Consider the following 17958-nt stretch of genomic DNA (forward strand, 5'->3'; position numbering starts at 1 on the left):
TGGCACGCGGGGTCAGGACCTGACTCGGGCCCCCGTGACCAGTCGAACCAGGAACAGCAGGATGACCGCGCCGCCCAGGCAGGTGAAGAAGCTGAACCAGAGCCCGGCGCCATCGACGTCGACTCCGAACAGCTTCAACAGGAACCCACCGAGCAGACCACCGACCACCCCGACGACGATATTCAGCAGAATGCCCTGCTGGGCGTCCGTCTTCATGATCTTGCTGGCGATCCATCCGGCCAGACCGCCGATGATGATCCATCCGATAATCCCGAGACCGAGCATGGTGTCCTCGCATCCTAGTTGGGCCACGCCTCGTGCAGCAGTGGCGTGCTCGGTCGAGATACCCAGCGATTGTCGGAATACGCGCGGCGAATTAGCGACTTTCGGGCTAATATGAGGAAGCCTCATGTCTATCCACCGATGGACAGTGGCTGATGAGGGACCGATTTCGATGCTTCGGGGAACACCCGGCGGCGCCGCCGCAGGTACATAGGAGACGCAGATGGCTGCTCGAATCGCCCAGACCACCGGGGCTGAGCACACGGCGCTTCTCGGGCTCGGCGTTTACCGCCCTGCTCGAGTGGTCACCAACGACGAGGTGGCAGGTCCGATCAACTCCAGCGACGAGTGGATCCGCACCAGGTCGGGGATCAAGACCCGGCGGTTCGCCGACGAATCGGAGACGATTCAGAGCATGAGCGTCGCGGCCGCGCGCGGCGCGCTGGAATCCTCGGGCATCGCGGTCGACCAAGTCGATTGCGTGATCGTTGCTACCTCGACCCATCTGTTGCTGACGCCGGCGGCCGCGCCGCGCATCGCCACCGAACTCGGCATGAACGGCGCCGCCGCCTTCGACGTCTCGGCCGGCTGCGCGGGCTTCTGCCACTCGATCGCGCTGGCATCCGATCTGGTCCGGGCGGGCACCGCCGCACACGTGCTCGTGATCGGCGTGGAGAAGCTGACGAACACGGTCAACCCGACCGACCGCTCCACCGCCTTCCTTTTCGCCGACGGCGCGGGCGCGGTGATCGTGGGGCCCGCCGACGAGCCGGGCATCGGCCCCACCGTATGGGGCTCGGACGGCACCCAGCACCACGCCATCCGGCAGGACAAGGACTGGATGGAGTACTTCCACGAGATCGATGAGAAGGGCCTGGAGGCGGTGCGGCCGTATCTGGCCATGGAAGGCACCGCGGTGTTCCGGTGGGCCGCGCATTCGCTGGAGAAGGTCTGCCGCGACGCCATCGACCGCGCCGGCCTGTCTCCGGAGGACCTGGACGCGATGATCCCGCACCAGGCCAACGGCCGCATCATCGAGATCATGGCGCGGGTGCTGAAGCTGCCCGAGCACTGCGCGCTCGCCAACGACATCGAGGAGGCGGGCAACACCTCCGCCGCCTCGATCCCGCTGGCGATGGAGGCGCTGCTGCGCAAGGGCGAGTCCAAGCCGGGCGACACGGCCCTGCTCATCGCGTTCGGCGCGGGCCTCTCCTACGCGGCGCAGGTCGTGAACCTGCCCAACTGGAAGTAACGCCGCACTCGCCGCGGTGCCGGCACGGCCTCCCGTGCCGGCACCGCGTGACGCGTGTCCGACGGCGAAGTCGCCGCGCGGGGCTCAGGCGCCCGCCTCGACCGCCGTCTTGATCTTGCCCAGCGTCTCGTTCATGCCGCGCACCAACTGCTCCTCGAACGGGAGCTCACCGCCGAGCACCGCGTCGATCGCCTTGCGGGAGAACCAGGTGGTGCCGTTGGGCACGTCCCGCCGCTCGATCAGCCGCGTGCCGGACTCGGTCGGCTCCAGGGTGTAGCTCCACACCGTCCGGTTCTCGGTGACCCGGAAAGCGAACGCCTGGTTCGGCTCGAAACGCACGATCCGGGAGGTGGTCGGCCAGTATTTCTTGCCGTCGCGATTGAGGTTGATCGTCCAGGTGCCCGCCCGGAGCGAGCCGAGCGCCACCATGCGCACACACTGCGGGCTGAACTCCGGCATCCGCTTCAGATCGGAGACCACCGCCCACACCCGCTCAGGGGGTGCGGCGATGTCGATGGTGGCTTCGAGATTCTTCGGCAACGCTGCCTCCGGGATACGAGCGACGGACCGATGGCCGGTTATCCGAACGCGTATGGACGATGCGCGCACATTTTAGACGGGAAGACAGCTACGTCACATTTCGCTACCGACGCACCGGCCGCTGTAATGCGCGGCGGACGATCACAGATAGATGAAGCAACAGACACTGCCTCCAACTTTCGGCGTCAACGTGAGGTGATCGGCCGTGAAACTGCGCTCCCTGCTGCATCGTCGACCAGCGAACCAGGTTCCGCTACTGCCCGCCATCGAGCCCGAGGACGGGCGAAGAGCCCGCGGCGCGTCGGCATTCCGGCACACCGCCCGCGCGGCCGCACCGGAAGAACGTCTGGAGCGCCTGCTCACTCCGCGTGAGCTCGATCTCGTCCTGCACCATCGGCTCTGAGCCCTGGGCGAACGCCCACGACAGACCGCACCCGCAGGCTCCATACTCGTCAGGTGAGTTCACCCGCTGCTACGAAACCGGCCATCCTGAGCGTCGACGACGATCCGGGCGTTTCCCGGGCGGTCGTCCGCGACCTGCGCCGCCGTTACGGCGCCGATTACCGGATTCTGCGCGCTGAATCGGGTGCGCAGGCGCTCGAGGCGCTGCGCGAGATGAAGCTGCGCGGACAGCCGGTCGCGGTGTTGATCGCGGACTATCGGATGCCGGGCATGGACGGCATCGAATTCTTGGAGCAGGCGATGGACCTGCATCCCTACGCGCGCCGCGTGCTGCTGACCGCCTACGCCGACACCAACGCCGCGATCGACGCGATCAACGTCGTCGACCTGGACCATTACCTGCTCAAGCCGTGGGACCCGCCGGAGGAGAAGCTCTACCCGGTGCTGGACGGCCTGCTGGAGGCCTGGCGCGGCAGCGAGCATCGGCCGGTCACCGAGACCAAGGTGGTCGGCAATCGCTGGTCGCCCCGCTCGTCGCAGGTGCGCGAATTCCTGGCCCGTAACCAGCTGCCCTATCGGTGGTACCTGGCCGACGAACCGGAGGGCGCGCGCCTGCTGGAGGCGGCCGGGGCCGACCCCGAGCGCTGTCCGGTGGTGATCACCTCGGCGGGCGAGGCGCTCGTGCAGCCCTCCGACAGCGAACTGGCCCGGAACGTCGGCCTGACCGTCGCCGCGGCCGGCGAGTTCTACGACCTGATCGTGGTGGGCGGCGGTCCCGCCGGCCTGGGCGCGGCGGTCTACGGCGCGTCCGAGGGCCTGCGCACCGTGCTCGTGGAACGGACCGCGACCGGCGGGCAGGCCGGGCAGAGTTCGCGCATCGAGAACTACCTCGGCTTCCCCGATGGCCTGTCCGGCGCCCAGCTGGCCGACCGGGCGCGGCGGCAGGCCGCGAAGTTCGGCGCCGAAGTGGTCACCACGCGCGAGGTGGTCGCGCTGGAGGTCAACGGGTCCGCGCGCACCGTTCGGTTCGCCGACGGCGGCAGCCTGTGCGCGCACACCGTGATCATCGCGACCGGCGTCGACTACCGCCGCCATCCGGCACCGGGCGTCGACGATTTCACCGGGCGCGGCGTGTACTACGGCTCGGCCATGACCGAGGCGTCCGAGTGCGCCGATCACGAGGTCTACATCGTGGGCGGCGCGAACTCCGCGGGCCAGGCCGCGGTGTTCCTGTCCCGCAACGCGCGCACCGTGCACCTGCTGGTCCGGGCGGATTCGCTGGAGCAGTCCATGTCGCACTATCTGATCCAGCAGATCGCGCAGATCGGCAACATCCAGGTGCACACCAACACCGAGGTGGTCGCCGCCGACGGCGCCGATCACCTGCAGCAGATCGTGCTGCGCGACAACCGCACCGGCGCCGAGGAGAAGGCCGACGCGGAGCGGCTGTTCCTGTTCATCGGCGCCGCGCCGCAGACCGAGTGGCTCGACGGTGTCGTCACCCGCGACGACGCGGGTTACGTGCTCGCCGGGCCGGACCTGATGGTCGACGGCGCACGCCCGGCGGGCTGGGAGCTGGCCCGGCCACCGCACCATCTGGAGACGAGTGTGCCCGGCGTGTTCGTCGCGGGTGACGTGCACGCCGAGTCGGCCAAGCGCGTCGCCTCCGCCGTCGGCGAGGGCGCGATGGCCGTCATGCTCGTCCACCGTTATCTCGCCTGATCAGGAGGCCGCAATGACTTCGAACCAGACCGCGGACCGCAGCAGCAGGCTGGTGTGCGACCCCGCCGAACTGCGCACCCTGTTCCTGTTCGAGAAACTGAACGACGAGCAACTGGAATGGCTGTGCGCCGACGGCCGGATCGAGACCATCGAACCCGGTCTCGTCTTCCGCGAAGGCGAACCGGCCACCTGCTTCTACGTGCTGATGGACGGCGAGGTGGTGCTCACCAAGCAGTCCGGGGGCGCGGAGATCGAGCTGGTCCGCACCGAGCACCACGGCTCCTACGCGGGCGCGTGGATGTCCTATATCGGCGACAAGGTCGACCAGACCTACAACGGCTCGATGTACGTGACGCGGCCGTCGCGGTTCTACGTGCTGGACGCCGAGGTCTTCGCCCGGATGATGCACGAGTGGTTCCCGATGGCCGTGCACCTGCTCGAGGGGGTGTTCTTCGGCAACCGCAACACCAACGCGCGCATCGGTGAGCGCGAACGGCTGCTCGCGCTCGGTTCGCTGTCGGCGGGTCTCACCCACGAGCTGAACAATCCGGCCGCCGCGGCGGTGCGCGCCACCGCGGGCCTGCGCGAACGAGTCGCCGGCATGCGGCACAAACTCGCGATGATGGCGGAGGGCAAGTTCGATCCGTCCTCCCTCGGCGCCTTGGTGCGCCTGCAGGAGGAGGCGGCCGCCCAGGTCGCGAAGGCGCCGGAACTCTCGCCGATGGAGGCCGCCGACCGCGAGGACCTGCTCGGGGAATGGCTGGAGGAGCACGGCATCGCCGACGGCTGGAACCTCGCGCCGAACTTCGTCCAGGCCGGCTTCGACACCGACTGGCTGGAGCGGGTGGCCGCCACGCTGGAGGGCGCTCCCGAACAGGTGTTCCAAGGCGCCATCCGCTGGCTGAACTACACCATCGAGACCGAGTTGCTGATGAACGAGATCGGCGATTCGACCACGCGCATCTCCTCGCTGGTCGGCGCGGCGAAGCAGTACTCGCAGATGGACCGGGCGCCGTTCCAGGTGGTCGACATCCACGAACTGCTCGACAGCACGCTGGTGATGCTCAGCCGCAAGATCGGCGACGGGGTGCGCGTGGTCAAGGAGTACGACCGCACCCTGCCCCAGGTGCCCTGCTACGCCGCCGAACTCAACCAGGTGTGGACCAACCTGATCGACAACGCGGTGTACGCGATGAACGGCGAAGGCACCCTGAGCATCCGCACCTGGCACGAGAACGACTGCGCGGTCGTCGAGATCGGCGACACCGGCTCCGGCATCTCGCCGGAGGCGCGCAACCGGATCTTCGAACCGTTCTTCACCACCAAGCCGATGGGCGAGGGCACCGGGCTCGGACTGGACATCTCGTTCCGCATCGTGGTCAACAAGCACAACGGGGACATCCGGGTGGACTCCGAGCCGGGCGACACCAGGTTCACCGTCTGGCTGCCGCTGCACCGCCCCGGACCGGAGCAGATCGACGGCGCCGCCGCGGCGAACACGGAAGGACAATCATGACCGAGCGACTCGCGGGCATCGATCCCGCCGTACCACCCAGCGGTCCCGGCTGCGCGGAGTGCGAGCAGGACTCCGGCTGGTGGGTGCATCTGCGCCGCTGCGCCCAGTGCGGGCATGTCGGCTGCTGCGACACCTCCCCCGCCCAGCACGCGACCGGTCACGCGAAGAGCACCGGTCACCCGTTCATCCAGAGTTTCGAGCCGGGCGAGGACTGGTACTACAACTTCGAGACCGGAGAGATGTACACCGGCGGACCGGAATTGGCGCCACCGCACAGCCATCCGGCCGATCAGGGCGTGCCGGGCCCGCGCGGGCGCGTTCCGGCGGATTGGCAGGCACACATCCACTGATCCCGGAACAACCGGTACGCTGCTGCGAACGCCGGGGCCTCCGGCACCAAGATCCACCCGGGAAAGCACGGTATGAAACGAACTTCCGCCATCGTCCTGGCCCTCGGGACGGTGGGTTTCCTGCTGGCAGGCTGCGGCGGAGCGGACGAGTCCACCGACGCGAACGGATTGCGCAAGGGCTCCGCGAGCGCGACCACGTCCGCCTCGGCCGCGCGCACCACGACCGCTCCGGACACCGCGACGCCGGACACCCCGGCGGAGACGGAGGCACCGGCCACGACGAAGGAGAGCGACCCCTCGCTCGGCCCGGCGTCCAGCACCACCTGCGGTGAATTCCGGAAGCTGGACACCGACGGCGAGAAGGCGCTGATCGAGCAGATCCTCGCGGAGAACCCGGGCGGCCCGTTCGACGGCAGCCCGAACGTCGCGCTGGGCACCGCCAAGCTGGTGTGCCTGTCGCCCAGCGTCGCAGGCACCTCGGTCGCGATCGCCGCCGGAATCGTGAAGAAGTAGCCGGACAATCCTCCCGCACAGGCCCCCCGGAACGATGAACCGTGACCGATGCCGGGCGCGCGCGGCAGAATGGCCTAGTGGCAGAACTGGCACTCACCGCCCGCTTGAATCCCTCCGCAGCTGACGCCCGGCGCGGGGTGGTCCGCCTGCATCCGGAGGCGCTGACCGCACTGGGATTGCGGGAGTGGGACGGAATCATGCTGGTCGGCTCACGGCGCACGGCAGCGGTGGTCGGCGTGGCGCGCCAGGGAACGCCCGCCGGGGTCGCACTGCTCGACGACGTCACGTTGTCCAACGCGGGGTTGCGCGAGGACGCGACAGTGGTGATCTCCCCCGCGACGGTCTACGGCGCGAAACAGATCACGGTGAGCGGCTCGGCGCACGCCACCCGGACGATTCCGGCCGCGACCCTGCGGCAGGCGCTGCTCGGGAAGGTCGTCACGGTCGGCGACGCGGTGTCGCTGTTGCCGCGCGATCTCGGCCCCGACATCAGCTCCACGGCGGCCACCCAGGCGCTGTCGCGCACTTTCGGCATCGCCTGGACCACGGAGTTGCTCACCGTCACCGCCACCGATCCGCGCGGGCCGGTGAGCGTGCAGCCGAATACCGCCGTCGTCTGGGGCGCGGGAGCGGTCGCCGCACGCGACGCCGCCGATCTGGCCTCGGCCGGAACCCCGATCCCGGTGGGCGAGGCCTCGCGCGGCGCCATCGAGGCCGCCGTCTTCGACACGGCCGCGGGCACCAACGGTGCCGCGGCGGGCCGGATCGGCGCGACGGGGGACTCCACCGCGACCATCTCGGTCGAATACCTGGCCGGTGTACGCAGCCAGGCCGCGAAGCTCGGCGAATGGCTCACCCTCGCCTTGGACGAGCCCGAACTGCTGCGCACGCTCGGCGCGCGCCCGCACCTCGGCGTGCTGATCACCGGCCCGGCCGGTGTCGGCAAAGCGACGCTGGCCCGCGCGGTCGCGGCGCCGCGGCGCGTGGTGGAGCTGGACGGCCCCACCATCGGCGCGGCCGAGAGCGGGGCGCGGCTGCGCGTGGTCGCCGAGGCGGTGGCCGATATCGGCTGCGGCAAGGGCGGCGTCCTGCTGATCACCGACATCGATGCGCTGCTGCCCGCGGCCGCCGAGCCGGTCGCCACGCTCATCCTCGACCAGTTACGCGCCGCGATCGCCGAACCCTGCGTCGCGTTCCTCGCGACCACGGCGCACCCCGCCGGAATCGACCAGCGGCTGCGGGCGCCGGACCTGTGCGACCGCGAACTCGCGCTACCGTTGCCGTCGGCCGCCGTGCGCAAGGCGCTGCTGGAGCAGCTGCTGCGCCGGGTGCCCACCGCGCAGCTGAAACTCGACGAGATCGCCGCGCGCACGCCGGGGTTCGTGGTGTCGGACCTGGCGGCGCTGTGCCGGGAGGCGGCGCTGCGCGCGGCGTCGCGCGCCAGGGAGCAGGGCGAGCCGCAGCTCACCCAACCCGACCTGCTCGGCGCGCTCGAGGTCATCCGGCCGCTGTCGCGCTCGGGCATGGAGGAACTCGCCATCGGCAGCCTGAGCCTGGCCGACGTCGGTGACATGGCGGAAACCAAGCAGGCGCTGACCGAGGCGGTGCTGTGGCCGCTGCGGCACCCGGACTCCTTCGCCCGCCTCGGCATCGAGCCGCCGCGCGGGGTGCTGCTCTACGGCCCGCCCGGCTGCGGCAAGACCTTCCTGGTGCGCGCGCTGGCCGGTACCGGTCAGCTCAGCGTGCACGCGGTCAAGGGCGCCGAACTGCTCGACCGGTGGGTCGGCTCGTCGGAGCGCGCGGTGCGCGAGTTGTTCCAGCGGGCGCGCGATTCCGCGCCGTCGTTGATCTTCCTGGACGAGGTGGACGCGCTGGCCCCGCGCCGCGGCCAGAGCGCCGACGCCGGTGTCGGCGACCGGGTGGTCGCGGCGCTGCTCACCGAGCTCGACGGCGTGGAACCGCTGCGTGACGTGGTGGTGCTGGGCGCGACCAACCGGCCGGAGCTGATCGACCCGGCGCTGCTGCGGCCGGGCAGGCTGGAACGGCTGGTCTTCGTACCGCCGCCGGACGCCGCCGCCCGGCGGGAGATCCTGCGCACCGCCGGCCGCGCGGTGCCGCTGGCCGCCGACGTCGACCTGGACGCGCTCGCCGAGAAACTGGACGGCTATTCCGCCGCCGACTGCGCGGCGCTGCTGCGCGAGTCCGCGCTCGCGGCGATGCGCCGGAACATGCACGCGGCCGACGTCACCGCGGCCGACGTGCTGGCCGCCCAGGCGGTGGTGCGGCCCTCGCTCGACCCGTCACAGATCGACACGCTGCGCCGGTACGCGGACAGCCGCGGCTAGATCGCGAGCAAGGCGCGAACTTCAGACAACCCCTGATAATTCGGGTTGAGCCGCAGTTTTACATTCAAAGACATTTACTGGCGAATTTTCGGCAATCATCAGATCGGGTGCGCACCACGGGTATGTTCGACAATCGTGCGCAGGGTCAGGGTCGGCGAGATCGTCGACGCGACCACGGCCTTCACCGGAGCCGCGGTCGCGGGCGTCACGCTGTTCCTGCCGGTCACCGTCAGCGCCCAGAGCCAGTCCACCTCGTACCGGATCGCCGGCCTGCTCAACAGCGTGCCGCGCAGCGCGGCGCTGGGGGTGATCGTCGCCGTGGCGGTCGCGGTGCTGGTCTCCACCACCACGCGGCCACTGACCGGATGGGCGACGGCGACGGCCGCCGCCGCCGCACAGCTGATCAACCACTTCGCCGGGCGCCAGGCGTCGACGGCCGAGATGCTCACCACGCAGAACTACATCGACTCGGTGTGCGCCGCGGTACTGCTCGGCGGGCTGGGAGCCGTGGTGTTGCGCCGCCCGCTGCCCGGCGCGGCCTTCGCGGTGGGCGGAGTGGGATTCTTCGGCTTCGGCGATCTGGCGGAACTGCTGAACATCAACGTGGACGCGTACGCGGTGCTGGAGACCCCGACGCGCTGGATGCTCGGCGCGGCGCTGGCCCTGCTGATGATCAGCACCCTGCACAACTGGAAGCGCACCGAGGAGCCGAAGACGCCGCGCATGGCGATCGCACTGCCGGTGACGCCGATCCTCGCCGCCATGGTGCTCGCGCTGGTGGTCCTGGCCGGCACCGAGTGGCTGGGCCGCCAGTACAGCAAGCTGCCCGCCGAGAGTCACGTGGTCGAGATCGGGATCGTCGTCGCGGCGACGATCGTCAGCGCGACCGCCGCTGCCATGCTGCTGCCCGGCCGCGACGGCACCGGCGTGTATCTGGCCGTGAGCCTCACCGCGGCCGTCGACGCCGTGGGTTACGCGGTCCGGCCCGGCTGGACCTCCGCGGTGCTGATCGCCTTGACCGCCGCCGGGCTCGCCATCGGCGCCCGCATGCCCTCGGCCGCCCTCGCCATCCTGCTGCTCGCCGGTATCACGGTCTTCGCGATCGTCACCTCGACCTCCGCGGGGACCGTCGCCTTCGCGGTGATCAGCGGCGTCATCGCATTGACCGCGGGTTACTGCTGCGGCACAGCGCGACCGCACTACGCGCCCAGCGGTGTGCTCGCGATCGCCGCGCTCTACCTTCCCTCGGCGGTGTCGGTGATGCCGGACAAGTTCAAGGACTGGCGCGAGGACGTGGCGGTGCACGACGCCACCCCGGGCCGCACCGCGCTCGCCATCGTCATCGGCAGCGCGATCGGACTCGTCGTACTGCGCAAATTCCGGCCGCGCAGCAAGCCTCAGGCAAAGGGGCAATCGGAAAGCCAATCATTAGCGGATATATAGCCGCTGTTCCAGCGGATGGCGGACGCCATACTTACCCCTTCCGCGAAAAATGCAGGCTTTACGTAGGATTGTCCCGGACACCCCGCCGCCCCTACCCGACGGAGTGAAGTTTGCTCGCAATCCTGCTCGCTCATGCCGCAGCCGCCTTGACGGCACCGCTGTGGGTGCGGGCACTGGGGCGCAACGCTTTCTACCTGCTGGCCTCGGTGCCGCTCGGCTGTCTCGGCTGGGTGATCGCGAATTGGTCCGAGCCGCAGCGCCTTCGCCTGAGCTGGGCGCCGAGCATCGCGTTGAACATCGACCTGCGCTTCGACGCGCTCGCGGCGGTGCTGTGCGCGCTCGTGCTGGGCATCGGAGCGCTGGTCCTGGTCTACTGCGCCAGGTACTTCGAGAACGACCAGGCGCGGCTCGGAGTGTTCGCCGCCGAGCTGGTCGCGTTCGCTGGCGCCATGTTCGGCCTGGTCACCAGCGACAACATGGTGCTGCTCTATGTGTTCTGGGAAGCGACGACGGTGCTGTCGTTCCTGCTGATCGGTCACAACGCCGAGCAGGCGGCCAGCCGCAGGTCCGCGATCCAGGCCCTGCTGGTGACCGGCGCGGGCGGATTGGCGATGCTGGCAGGCATCGTGGTGCTCGGCACGGCGAACGGCAGCTATCTGCTGTCGGATCTGCTGGCCGCGAATCAGCCGCCGAGCGGGATCGCGGTCGACGTCGCGGTGGCGCTGCTGCTGGTGGGCGCGCTCACCAAATCCGCGGTGGTACCACTGCATTTCTGGCTGCCCGGCGCGATGGCAGCGCCGACGCCGGTGAGCGCGTACCTGCACGCCGCGGCGATGGTGAAGGCGGGCGTGTACCTGATCGCCCGGCTCGCACCGGTCTTCGCGCAGAACCCGGTGTGGCATCCGCTGGTGCTCACCCTCGGCCTGGCGTCCATGCTGCTGGCGGGGCTGCGATCACTCCAGGTAGTCGATCTGAAACTGGTGCTGGCCTTCGGCACGGTGAGCCAGCTGGGATTCCTGATCGTGCTGGTCGGCATCGGCACGCCGGACGCCGCGCTGGCGGGTGTGACGATGATCGTCGCGCACGCGCTGTTCAAAGCGTGCCTGTTCCTGGTGGTCGGGATCATCGACCACGGTGCGGGAACGCGCGACCTGCGCGAGCTGTCCGGTCTCGGCCGCCGCGCTCCGGTGCTGTACGGCACCGCCGTCCTCGCGGCGCTCAGTATGGCCGGCATCCCACCGCTGCTCGGTTTCGTCGGCAAAGAAAGCGCGCTGAGCGCCGTCATGGACGCGGACGTACTCACCGCTCCCGCACGCGGGGCGGTGCTGGCCTGCGTCGTGCTCGGTTCGATGCTGACGGTCGCTTACAGCATCAGGTTCGTCCAGGGCGCTTTCGCCGACAAGGGTGTCGCAGGTGAGCCCGCTCCCGGCGCCACCACACCGCTCGCCCACCACCCGAGCGAAGTGCCCGTCCCCGCGAGCCGGCCGGAACCCGAGGACCGTCTCCACTGGCACCCGCCGGGTGCGCTCTTCCTGGCGGCACCGGCGCTCCTCGCCGTCGCGGGCCTGGTGGCCGGTCTCGCGCCGTCCTGGTTGGATGCACGGTTGCGCCCCTACGCCGAAACACTTGCCGGCACGCCGGTTTCCCATCTCGCGCTGTGGCACGGATTCAACCCCGCCCTGGCGGCGACGCTGCTGGTCGTCGTCGGCGGTTTCCTGCTGTACCGGCTGCGCGACCGCTTCCCGGAATCGGCGCACCCGCGCCTGGGCAATGCCGACCGCGCCTATGACGCCACGCTGCGCGCCATGGACACCCTCTCCCTGCGGATGACCGGCGCCGTGCAGCGTGGGTCGCTGCCGCTGAGCCAGGCCACGATCCTGGTCACGCTGATCATCCTGCCGACCGTACTGCTCGCCCTCGGCACCCGCACCGGAGTCACGTTGCGCCTGTGGGATTCGCCGCTGCAACCGGCCATCGGGGCGATCATGGTGGTCACCGCGCTCGCCGCGACGGTACTGCGCAACCGTTTGGCGAGCGTGCTGGTCGTCGGCGTGACCGGTTACGGCAGTGGTGTGATCTTCGCGCTGCACGGAGCGCCGGACCTCGCACTCACCCAATTCCTGGTGGAGACGCTGACGCTGGTGATCTTCGTTCTCGTGCTGCGCGCTTTTCCCGCGCGGATCGAGGCGAGCCGCAGGACCGCGTTCAAGGTGCGCCGGGCGCTGCTGGCGGGGGGAACGGGAACGGTGGTCGCGGTCCTGGCCGGGTTCGCCGTCGCGGCCCGCACCGCCGAACCCGTCTGGCCCCGGATCCCCGACGCCGCTTACGAATTCGGCGGCGGCAAGAACGCCGTCAACGTCTTGCTCGTCGACCTGCGGGCATGGGACACCCTCGGCGAGATCTCGGTGCTCGTCGTCGCCGCGACCGGCGTGGCCTCACTGGTCTTCCGCAGCAGGCGTTTCGGCAGCGCACCACGGGCGGCGGACTCTCCCGACTACGATCCGGCGCTGGTGAGCTGGCTGCCCGCGGGCCGGTTGGTCGACCGGGCCGAGCGGTCGATGGTCCTGCAGATCACCACGCGCCTGGTGTTCCCCACCATCATGGTGCTGTCGGTCTACTTCTTCTTCTCCGGCCACAACGCCCCCGGCGGAGGCTTCGCGGGTGGGCTCACCGCCGGGCTCGCGCTGACCCTGCGCTATCTCGCGGGTGGCCGCTACGAGCTGGGCGAGGCGCTCCCCGTCGACGCGGGTCACGTCCTCGGGGCGGGCCTGCTGCTGGCGGCGGGCACCGCGGTGTCGTCACTGCTGCTCGGCGCGCCTCCGCTGTCCTCCGCGATCATCGAGGTTTCGCTGCCCGTGGTCGGGCACGTCAAGGTGGTCACCGCGCTGCTGTTCGATCTGGGCGTCTATCTCATCGTGGTCGGCCTCGTGCTGGATGTGCTGCGCAGCCTCGGCGCGCGGCTGGACAGCGAGCTGGCCGACGCCCAGACCTCCGCGGCGAAGGGCGGTTCCGGCGCATGACGGCCAATCTGACCTTGCTTGTGGTGATCGGTGTCCTGGTCGCGTGCGGGGTGTACCTGATCCTGGAACGCGCGGTGTCGAAGATGCTGCTCGGGTTGATCCTGTTCGGCAACGCGGTGAACCTGCTGATCCTCACCGCGGGCGGCGGCGACGGTGAGCCGCCCATCCACGGCGCCGCCGACACCGAGGAGATGGCCGATCCGCTCGCGCAGGCGATGGTGCTCACCGCGATCGTGATCACCATGGGCATCGCCGCATTCGTGCTCGCTCTCGCCTACCGCGCCTACATGCTCACCACCAGCGACGACGTCGCCAACGACGAGGAAGACGCGGAGGTCGCCCGGCGGCGGGCCGGAGAGGACCCGGAGACGTGAGCCCCGCTTCCGGCCTGCTGCCGATCCTCATGCCGCTGCCGGTGCTCGTTCCGCTGCTCGGCGCCGCGGCCACGCTCGTCTTCGGCCGTAGGCCCCGGATCCAGAGCGCGGTCAGCGTCGGCGCGCTGTCCTGCGTCGTGGTGATCTGCGGCCTGCTGCTGTTCCTGGCCGACCGGGACGGCACCACCGCGTTGCAGGTCGGCAACTGGGCGGCCCCGATCGGCATCACGCTGGTGGTGGACCGGCTCTCGGCGGCGATGCTGCTCGTCTCGTCCATCGTGCTGCTGTCGGTCCAGCTCTACGGCGCGGGCCAGAACATCCGCGACGGCGACGAACGGCAGCCGACCTCCATCTACCGGCCCACGTATCTGGTTCTGACCGCCGGTGTCTCGGCCGCCTTCCTGGCCGGTGACCTGTTCAACCTCTTCGTGGGTTTCGAGATCCTGCTCGCGGCGTCGTTCGTGCTGCTCACCGTGGGCGCGACCACCGAGCGCATCCGGGCGGGCGTGGCCTACGTGATGGTGTCGACGGTCGCGTCACTGATCTTCCTCACCGGCATCGGACTGACCTACGCGGCCACCGGGACGCTGAACCTCGCCCAGCTCGCCGTCCGGTTCGCCGCCGTGCCGGAGGGCACGCGCACGGCCGTCTACGCGGTGCTGCTGGTGGCGTTCGGCATCAAGGCAGCCGTCTTCCCGCTGTCGAACTGGCTGCCCGACTCCTATCCGACCGCCCCGGCCCCGGTCACCGCCGTGTTCGCCGGCCTGCTCACCAAAGTCGGCGTCTACGCGATCATCCGGACGCACTCGCTGCTGTTTCCCGACGGCGGCTTCGACTCGGTGCTGCTGGTGTGCGGCCTGCTCACCATGCTCGTGGGCATCCTCGGCGCCATCGCGCAGAGCGACATCCGCCGTCTGCTGTCGTTCACGCTGGTCAGCCACATCGGATACATGGTGTTCGGGGTCGGGCTGGCCAATGCGGCCGGGCTGGCGGGCGCGGTGTTCTACGTCGCGCACCACATCTTGGTGCAGACCGCCCTGTTCCTTGTTGCCGGGCTGATCGAGCGGCAAGCCGGATCGACTTCGCTGCGCCGATTGGGCGGGCTCGCCGCGGCCAGCCCGCTGCTGGCCGTGCTGTTCTTGGTTCCCGCGCTCAATCTCGGTGGCATTCCCCCGTTCTCGGGGTTCATCGGCAAGGTGGCGCTCCTGCAGGCGGGCGCCGAGAAGGGCAGCGTGCTGGCCTGGGTGCTGGTAGGCGGCGCTGTGCTCACCAGTCTGCTCACCCTGTACACCGTGGCCCGGGTATGGAGCAAAGTGTTCTGGCGACCGCGCGAAGACGCGCCCGAGGGTCATCTCACCGCGGCGAAGCCGCCGACGTTGATCGAGGACACGACCGACGTGCACTACGACGAGCGCACCGATCCCGGCCGGATGCCGCCGCTGATGGTGCTTTCCACCGCGGCGCTCGTCGCGGTCGGTCTGTGCCTGACGGTATCGGCCGGTCCGATCCTCGCCATCGCCGACCGGGCGGCGATCGACCTGCGCGATCCCGGCGTGTACATCAGTGCGGTGCTGGGCGGCTCGCCCGGCGATCCGGGAGGTCCGCGATGAGCGCCGAGCAGACCCGGCGGGGACCGCGGCGCGACACGGTGGTCCGGGTCGGCATCCTGGTGTGGCTCACCGTCGTCTGGCTCGCCCTGTGGGGCGATCTCAGCGTCGCGAACATACTGGGCGGGCTGGTGGTCGGCGCATTGATCATGGTGGCGCTGCCCCTGCCGAGAGTGCCGGTGACCGGTCGGTTGAATCCGCTTCCGCTGGTCGAATTGATCGTGGTGAGTGCGTATTACGCGCTGAAGTCGAGTCTCCAGGTCGCGTGGTTCGCGCTCCGCCCCGCCGGGACGCCGGTGTCCGGGGTCCTGCGGGTGTACTCGGCCACGCGGTCGGATCTGGTGCTGGTGCTGTGGACCGACCTGCTCAACCTGATCCCCGGCACCATGGTGCTGGAGATCGACCGCGGGCGCTGCGTCGTCTACGTACACGTCCTCGACGTGGGCAGCGACTCGGCCGTGGCCGAGTTCTACCGGACCACCCGGCGGTTGGAACGCCTGCTGATCGAAGTGTTCGAACGCCCGACCGGATGGCCGCACTCCCGGCCGAGCACGCCACCGGAGGTGACAGCGTGACCGTCGTCGCCGTCCTCGCCGCCGCCATCCTGGCCGCGGCCGCCCTGCTCACCACCTACCGCGTCGTGGTGGGACCGAGCACCCTGGACCGGGTCGTGGCCGTCGACTCGCTGATGGCGATCGCCGCCTCCGGGCTGGCCGTGTGGGCGGCCTACAGCGCCGACACCACCGTGGTGCCCGCGATCGTGGTGCTGGCGCTGGTCGGCTTCCTCGGCTCGGCCGCGGTGTCCCGATTCCGGGTGCGGGACGACACATGAACCTCTGGCAGGTGCTCGCCGGCGCCCTGATCCTGTTCGGCTCGACGCTCGCGCTGACCGCCGCGATCGGGATCGTGCGCTTCCCCGACACGCTGACCCGGATGCACGCCGCCACCAAGCCGCAGGTCGTCGGGCTGATCCTGGTGCTGGTGGGTGCCGCGATCCAGCTGCGCGGCCACGGCAACGTCTGGGCGCTGGTGCTGGTCGGGCTGTTCACCCTGCTCACCGCCCCCGTGATCGCCCACATCATCGGCCGCACGGCCTACCGGGAGCAGCGCCACCGCGACGGCCTGCTGCGCGTCAACGAGATGCGCGACGACCACGTCGATTAGCCCGCTCGACCGGCTTCAGCGCGCGGCGGGCTCGACTTCCCGTTCGGCCTGGCGCGGCACTCGCACCGTCGCGAACCACGTCGCGTGGAACGCCGCCGCCAGTCCGGCCAGCAGCCCGAGCACGACGGTGCCCGCGAGCACCGGGTACTCGGCCATCGGCACGGCGAGGTACCGGTAGGACAGCAGCAGCGCGGCCAGCACGACCACGCCGGAGGCGACCAGCCGGACCCGGAACCATCCCCAGCCGCGCTCCGGCTCGCGCAGCGCCGATTCGACGGTGAGGCACAGCACCGCGCCCGCGACCAGGTCGACGCCGTAGTGGTAACCGAAACCGAGGGTGGCGGTCAAGGTGGCCAGCAGCCAGAACGCGCCACCCCAGCGCAGCCAGCGCGGAGCGAGCTCGCCGTCGAGGCCGCGGCGGGTGTGCAGGAACATCGACAACGCCCAGGCCGTGTGCATGGAGGGCATGCAGTTACGCGGAACCGCGGCGTCGAACGGCAGCGGCATCGGAGTCCGATCGATCGGCGGCACCACGCCCGGCCAGTAATTGCCCAGTTGCAGCCCGTTGCCGTCGGGTCCGTACGCGAACATCGGCCCGACGACCGGGAACAGCACGTAGACCAGAGGCCCGATCAGCCCGAGCACGAGGAAGGTCCGCACCAGATAGTGCGACGGCCACCGGCCTGAGGACACCACTCGGCGCAGCTGCCACACAGCCACCACGATCGCCGCCACGGGCAGCTCGATATAGACCCAGTGCAACACCGCGTAGACCACCGGCCCGAGCGCGTCGACCGCACGGCCGAGCACCCATGACGGGTCGCCCAGCGCATGGTCGGCCAGCATCACGTACTCGTCGAGCACGGTGGGCCTGCCGATCACGGTGACGTGCAGCCACACGTCGCCGACCTTGGTGGCCAGGACGAGCAGCGCGCCGAGCGCGACCGCGTGCAGCGCGTCGCGACGTTCGCGGCCGGACCAGCGCAGCCAGGCCACCAGCGCCAGGCCGGTCAGCACGAGCACCGGACCGTTGCCGATCGCGAACGGCTCCCCCGCCAGCAAGCGGGCGCCCGCCCACACCACGTCGACGGCCACCGCGACGCCGAGCGCGACCCATCGCCGCCGGGCCGAAATACCTACCAGCGCAAGCACCAGCCCGGCCCAGGGCACGGACATGGATTTGGGTGTACCGACGTAATCCCGCGCCAGACTCTCCAGCGGGCCTTCGAATCCCTGCCACATGGCGACGACCTGCAGCATGAGCAGCAGGACCGGCACCGCGGCCACCGCCGCGGTGACCCGAACCCGGGTCTGTGGCACGCGACGGCTCGGTGCCGCGCTTCCTGCTCTGGAACCCGGGTCTTCGACTAGCATCCGACCATAGTAAACGGGGGGTGAACGCCGTCCCCCTGGCCAGCTGAACGGCAA

The 17958-nt window shown here is 70.0% G+C and carries 17 protein-coding genes; 14 read left to right on the forward strand and 3 right to left on the reverse strand.

Annotated elements, in window-relative coordinates; all coding sequences use genetic code 11:
* Positions 1-12: 12 nt before the first annotated feature.
* The gene (locus tag LTT66_RS09555) at positions 13-285 is read right to left on the reverse strand and encodes a GlsB/YeaQ/YmgE family stress response membrane protein (RefSeq protein WP_181720741.1); all 273 of its coding nucleotides are present in this window, start codon (positions 283-285) and stop codon (positions 13-15) included.
* Positions 286-505: 220 nt separating this feature from the next.
* On the opposite strand from LTT66_RS09555, the gene LTT66_RS09560 reads away from it, so the two are divergent.
* Positions 506-1534, forward strand: a complete 1029-nt coding sequence (locus LTT66_RS09560) for a beta-ketoacyl-ACP synthase III (RefSeq protein ID WP_233066030.1) — start codon at positions 506-508, stop codon at positions 1532-1534.
* Between the two features lie 84 nt (positions 1535-1618).
* Here LTT66_RS09560 and LTT66_RS09565 read toward each other — a convergent pair whose 3' ends face one another.
* Entirely contained in the window at positions 1619-2074 is a 456-nt protein-coding gene (locus LTT66_RS09565) for an SRPBCC family protein (RefSeq protein ID WP_195066357.1), read from the reverse strand.
* A gap of 205 nt (positions 2075-2279) precedes the next feature.
* Here LTT66_RS09565 and LTT66_RS09570 point away from each other — a divergent pair, with 205 nt between their 5' ends.
* The 13 genes from LTT66_RS09570 to mnhG all read left to right on the forward strand — a co-directional run bounded on the left by LTT66_RS09570 (position 2280) and on the right by mnhG (position 16530).
* Positions 2280-2477, forward strand: a complete 198-nt coding sequence (locus LTT66_RS09570; protein ID WP_233066032.1) for a hypothetical protein — start codon at positions 2280-2282, stop codon at positions 2475-2477.
* A 53-nt stretch (positions 2478-2530) separates the two neighbouring features.
* Entirely contained in the window at positions 2531-4198 is a 1668-nt protein-coding gene (locus LTT66_RS09575) for an FAD-dependent oxidoreductase (protein ID WP_195066355.1), read from the forward strand.
* Positions 4199-4211: 13 nt separating this feature from the next.
* The gene (locus LTT66_RS09580; protein ID WP_233066034.1) at positions 4212-5714 is read left to right on the forward strand and encodes an ATP-binding protein; all 1503 of its coding nucleotides are present in this window, start codon (positions 4212-4214) and stop codon (positions 5712-5714) included.
* Positions 5711-6064, forward strand: coding sequence for a UBP-type zinc finger domain-containing protein (locus tag LTT66_RS09585; protein WP_195066353.1), 354 nt, complete (start codon positions 5711-5713; stop codon positions 6062-6064). Before LTT66_RS09580 ends, LTT66_RS09585 begins: the two co-directional genes overlap by 4 nt.
* 72 nt (positions 6065-6136) lie before the next feature.
* Positions 6137-6577, forward strand: coding sequence for a hypothetical protein (locus LTT66_RS09590; protein ID WP_233066036.1), 441 nt, complete (start codon positions 6137-6139; stop codon positions 6575-6577).
* Positions 6578-6654: 77 nt separating this feature from the next.
* Positions 6655-8922 carry an AAA family ATPase gene (locus LTT66_RS09595; RefSeq protein WP_233066038.1) on the forward strand — a complete coding sequence of 756 codons (2268 nt, stop codon included), beginning with the start codon at positions 6655-6657 and terminating at the stop codon, positions 8920-8922.
* A gap of 135 nt (positions 8923-9057) precedes the next feature.
* Complete coding sequence (locus LTT66_RS09600; protein WP_233066041.1) at positions 9058-10365, forward strand: hypothetical protein; 1308 nt, start codon at positions 9058-9060, stop codon at positions 10363-10365.
* A gap of 110 nt (positions 10366-10475) precedes the next feature.
* Positions 10476-13385, forward strand: a complete 2910-nt coding sequence (locus tag LTT66_RS09605) for a Na+/H+ antiporter subunit A (protein ID WP_233066043.1) — start codon at positions 10476-10478, stop codon at positions 13383-13385.
* On the forward strand, positions 13382-13759 hold the full coding sequence (locus LTT66_RS09610) for a Na(+)/H(+) antiporter subunit C (protein ID WP_181720752.1): 378 nt from the start codon (positions 13382-13384) through the stop codon (positions 13757-13759). Before LTT66_RS09605 ends, LTT66_RS09610 begins: the two co-directional genes overlap by 4 nt.
* A 29-nt stretch (positions 13760-13788) precedes the next feature.
* Positions 13789-15369 (forward strand): Na+/H+ antiporter subunit D, encoded by a 1581-nt coding sequence (locus LTT66_RS09615; RefSeq protein ID WP_408638833.1) that lies wholly within the window; start codon positions 13789-13791, stop codon positions 15367-15369.
* Entirely contained in the window at positions 15366-15941 is a 576-nt protein-coding gene (locus LTT66_RS09620; RefSeq protein ID WP_233066047.1) for a Na+/H+ antiporter subunit E, read from the forward strand. The genes LTT66_RS09615 and LTT66_RS09620 overlap by 4 nt, the downstream gene beginning before the upstream one ends.
* A complete protein-coding gene (locus LTT66_RS09625) occupies positions 15938-16198 on the forward strand; it encodes a monovalent cation/H+ antiporter complex subunit F (RefSeq protein WP_233066049.1) in 261 nt (86 codons plus the stop codon). The genes LTT66_RS09620 and LTT66_RS09625 overlap by 4 nt, the downstream gene beginning before the upstream one ends.
* Positions 16195-16530, forward strand: coding sequence for a monovalent cation/H(+) antiporter subunit G (mnhG, locus tag LTT66_RS09630; RefSeq protein ID WP_233066051.1), 336 nt, complete (start codon positions 16195-16197; stop codon positions 16528-16530). The genes LTT66_RS09625 and mnhG overlap by 4 nt, the downstream gene beginning before the upstream one ends.
* A 15-nt stretch (positions 16531-16545) precedes the next feature.
* On the opposite strand, the gene LTT66_RS09635 is transcribed toward mnhG, so the two are convergent.
* Positions 16546-17904 carry a phosphatase PAP2 family protein gene (locus tag LTT66_RS09635; RefSeq protein ID WP_408638763.1) on the reverse strand — a complete coding sequence of 453 codons (1359 nt, stop codon included), beginning with the start codon at positions 17902-17904 and terminating at the stop codon, positions 16546-16548.
* Between the last annotated feature and the right edge of the window lie 54 nt (positions 17905-17958).

Origin of the sequence: Nocardia gipuzkoensis (genome assembly GCF_021183645.1) — a bacterium.
Lineage (GTDB): Bacteria > Actinomycetota > Actinomycetes > Mycobacteriales > Mycobacteriaceae > Nocardia > Nocardia abscessus.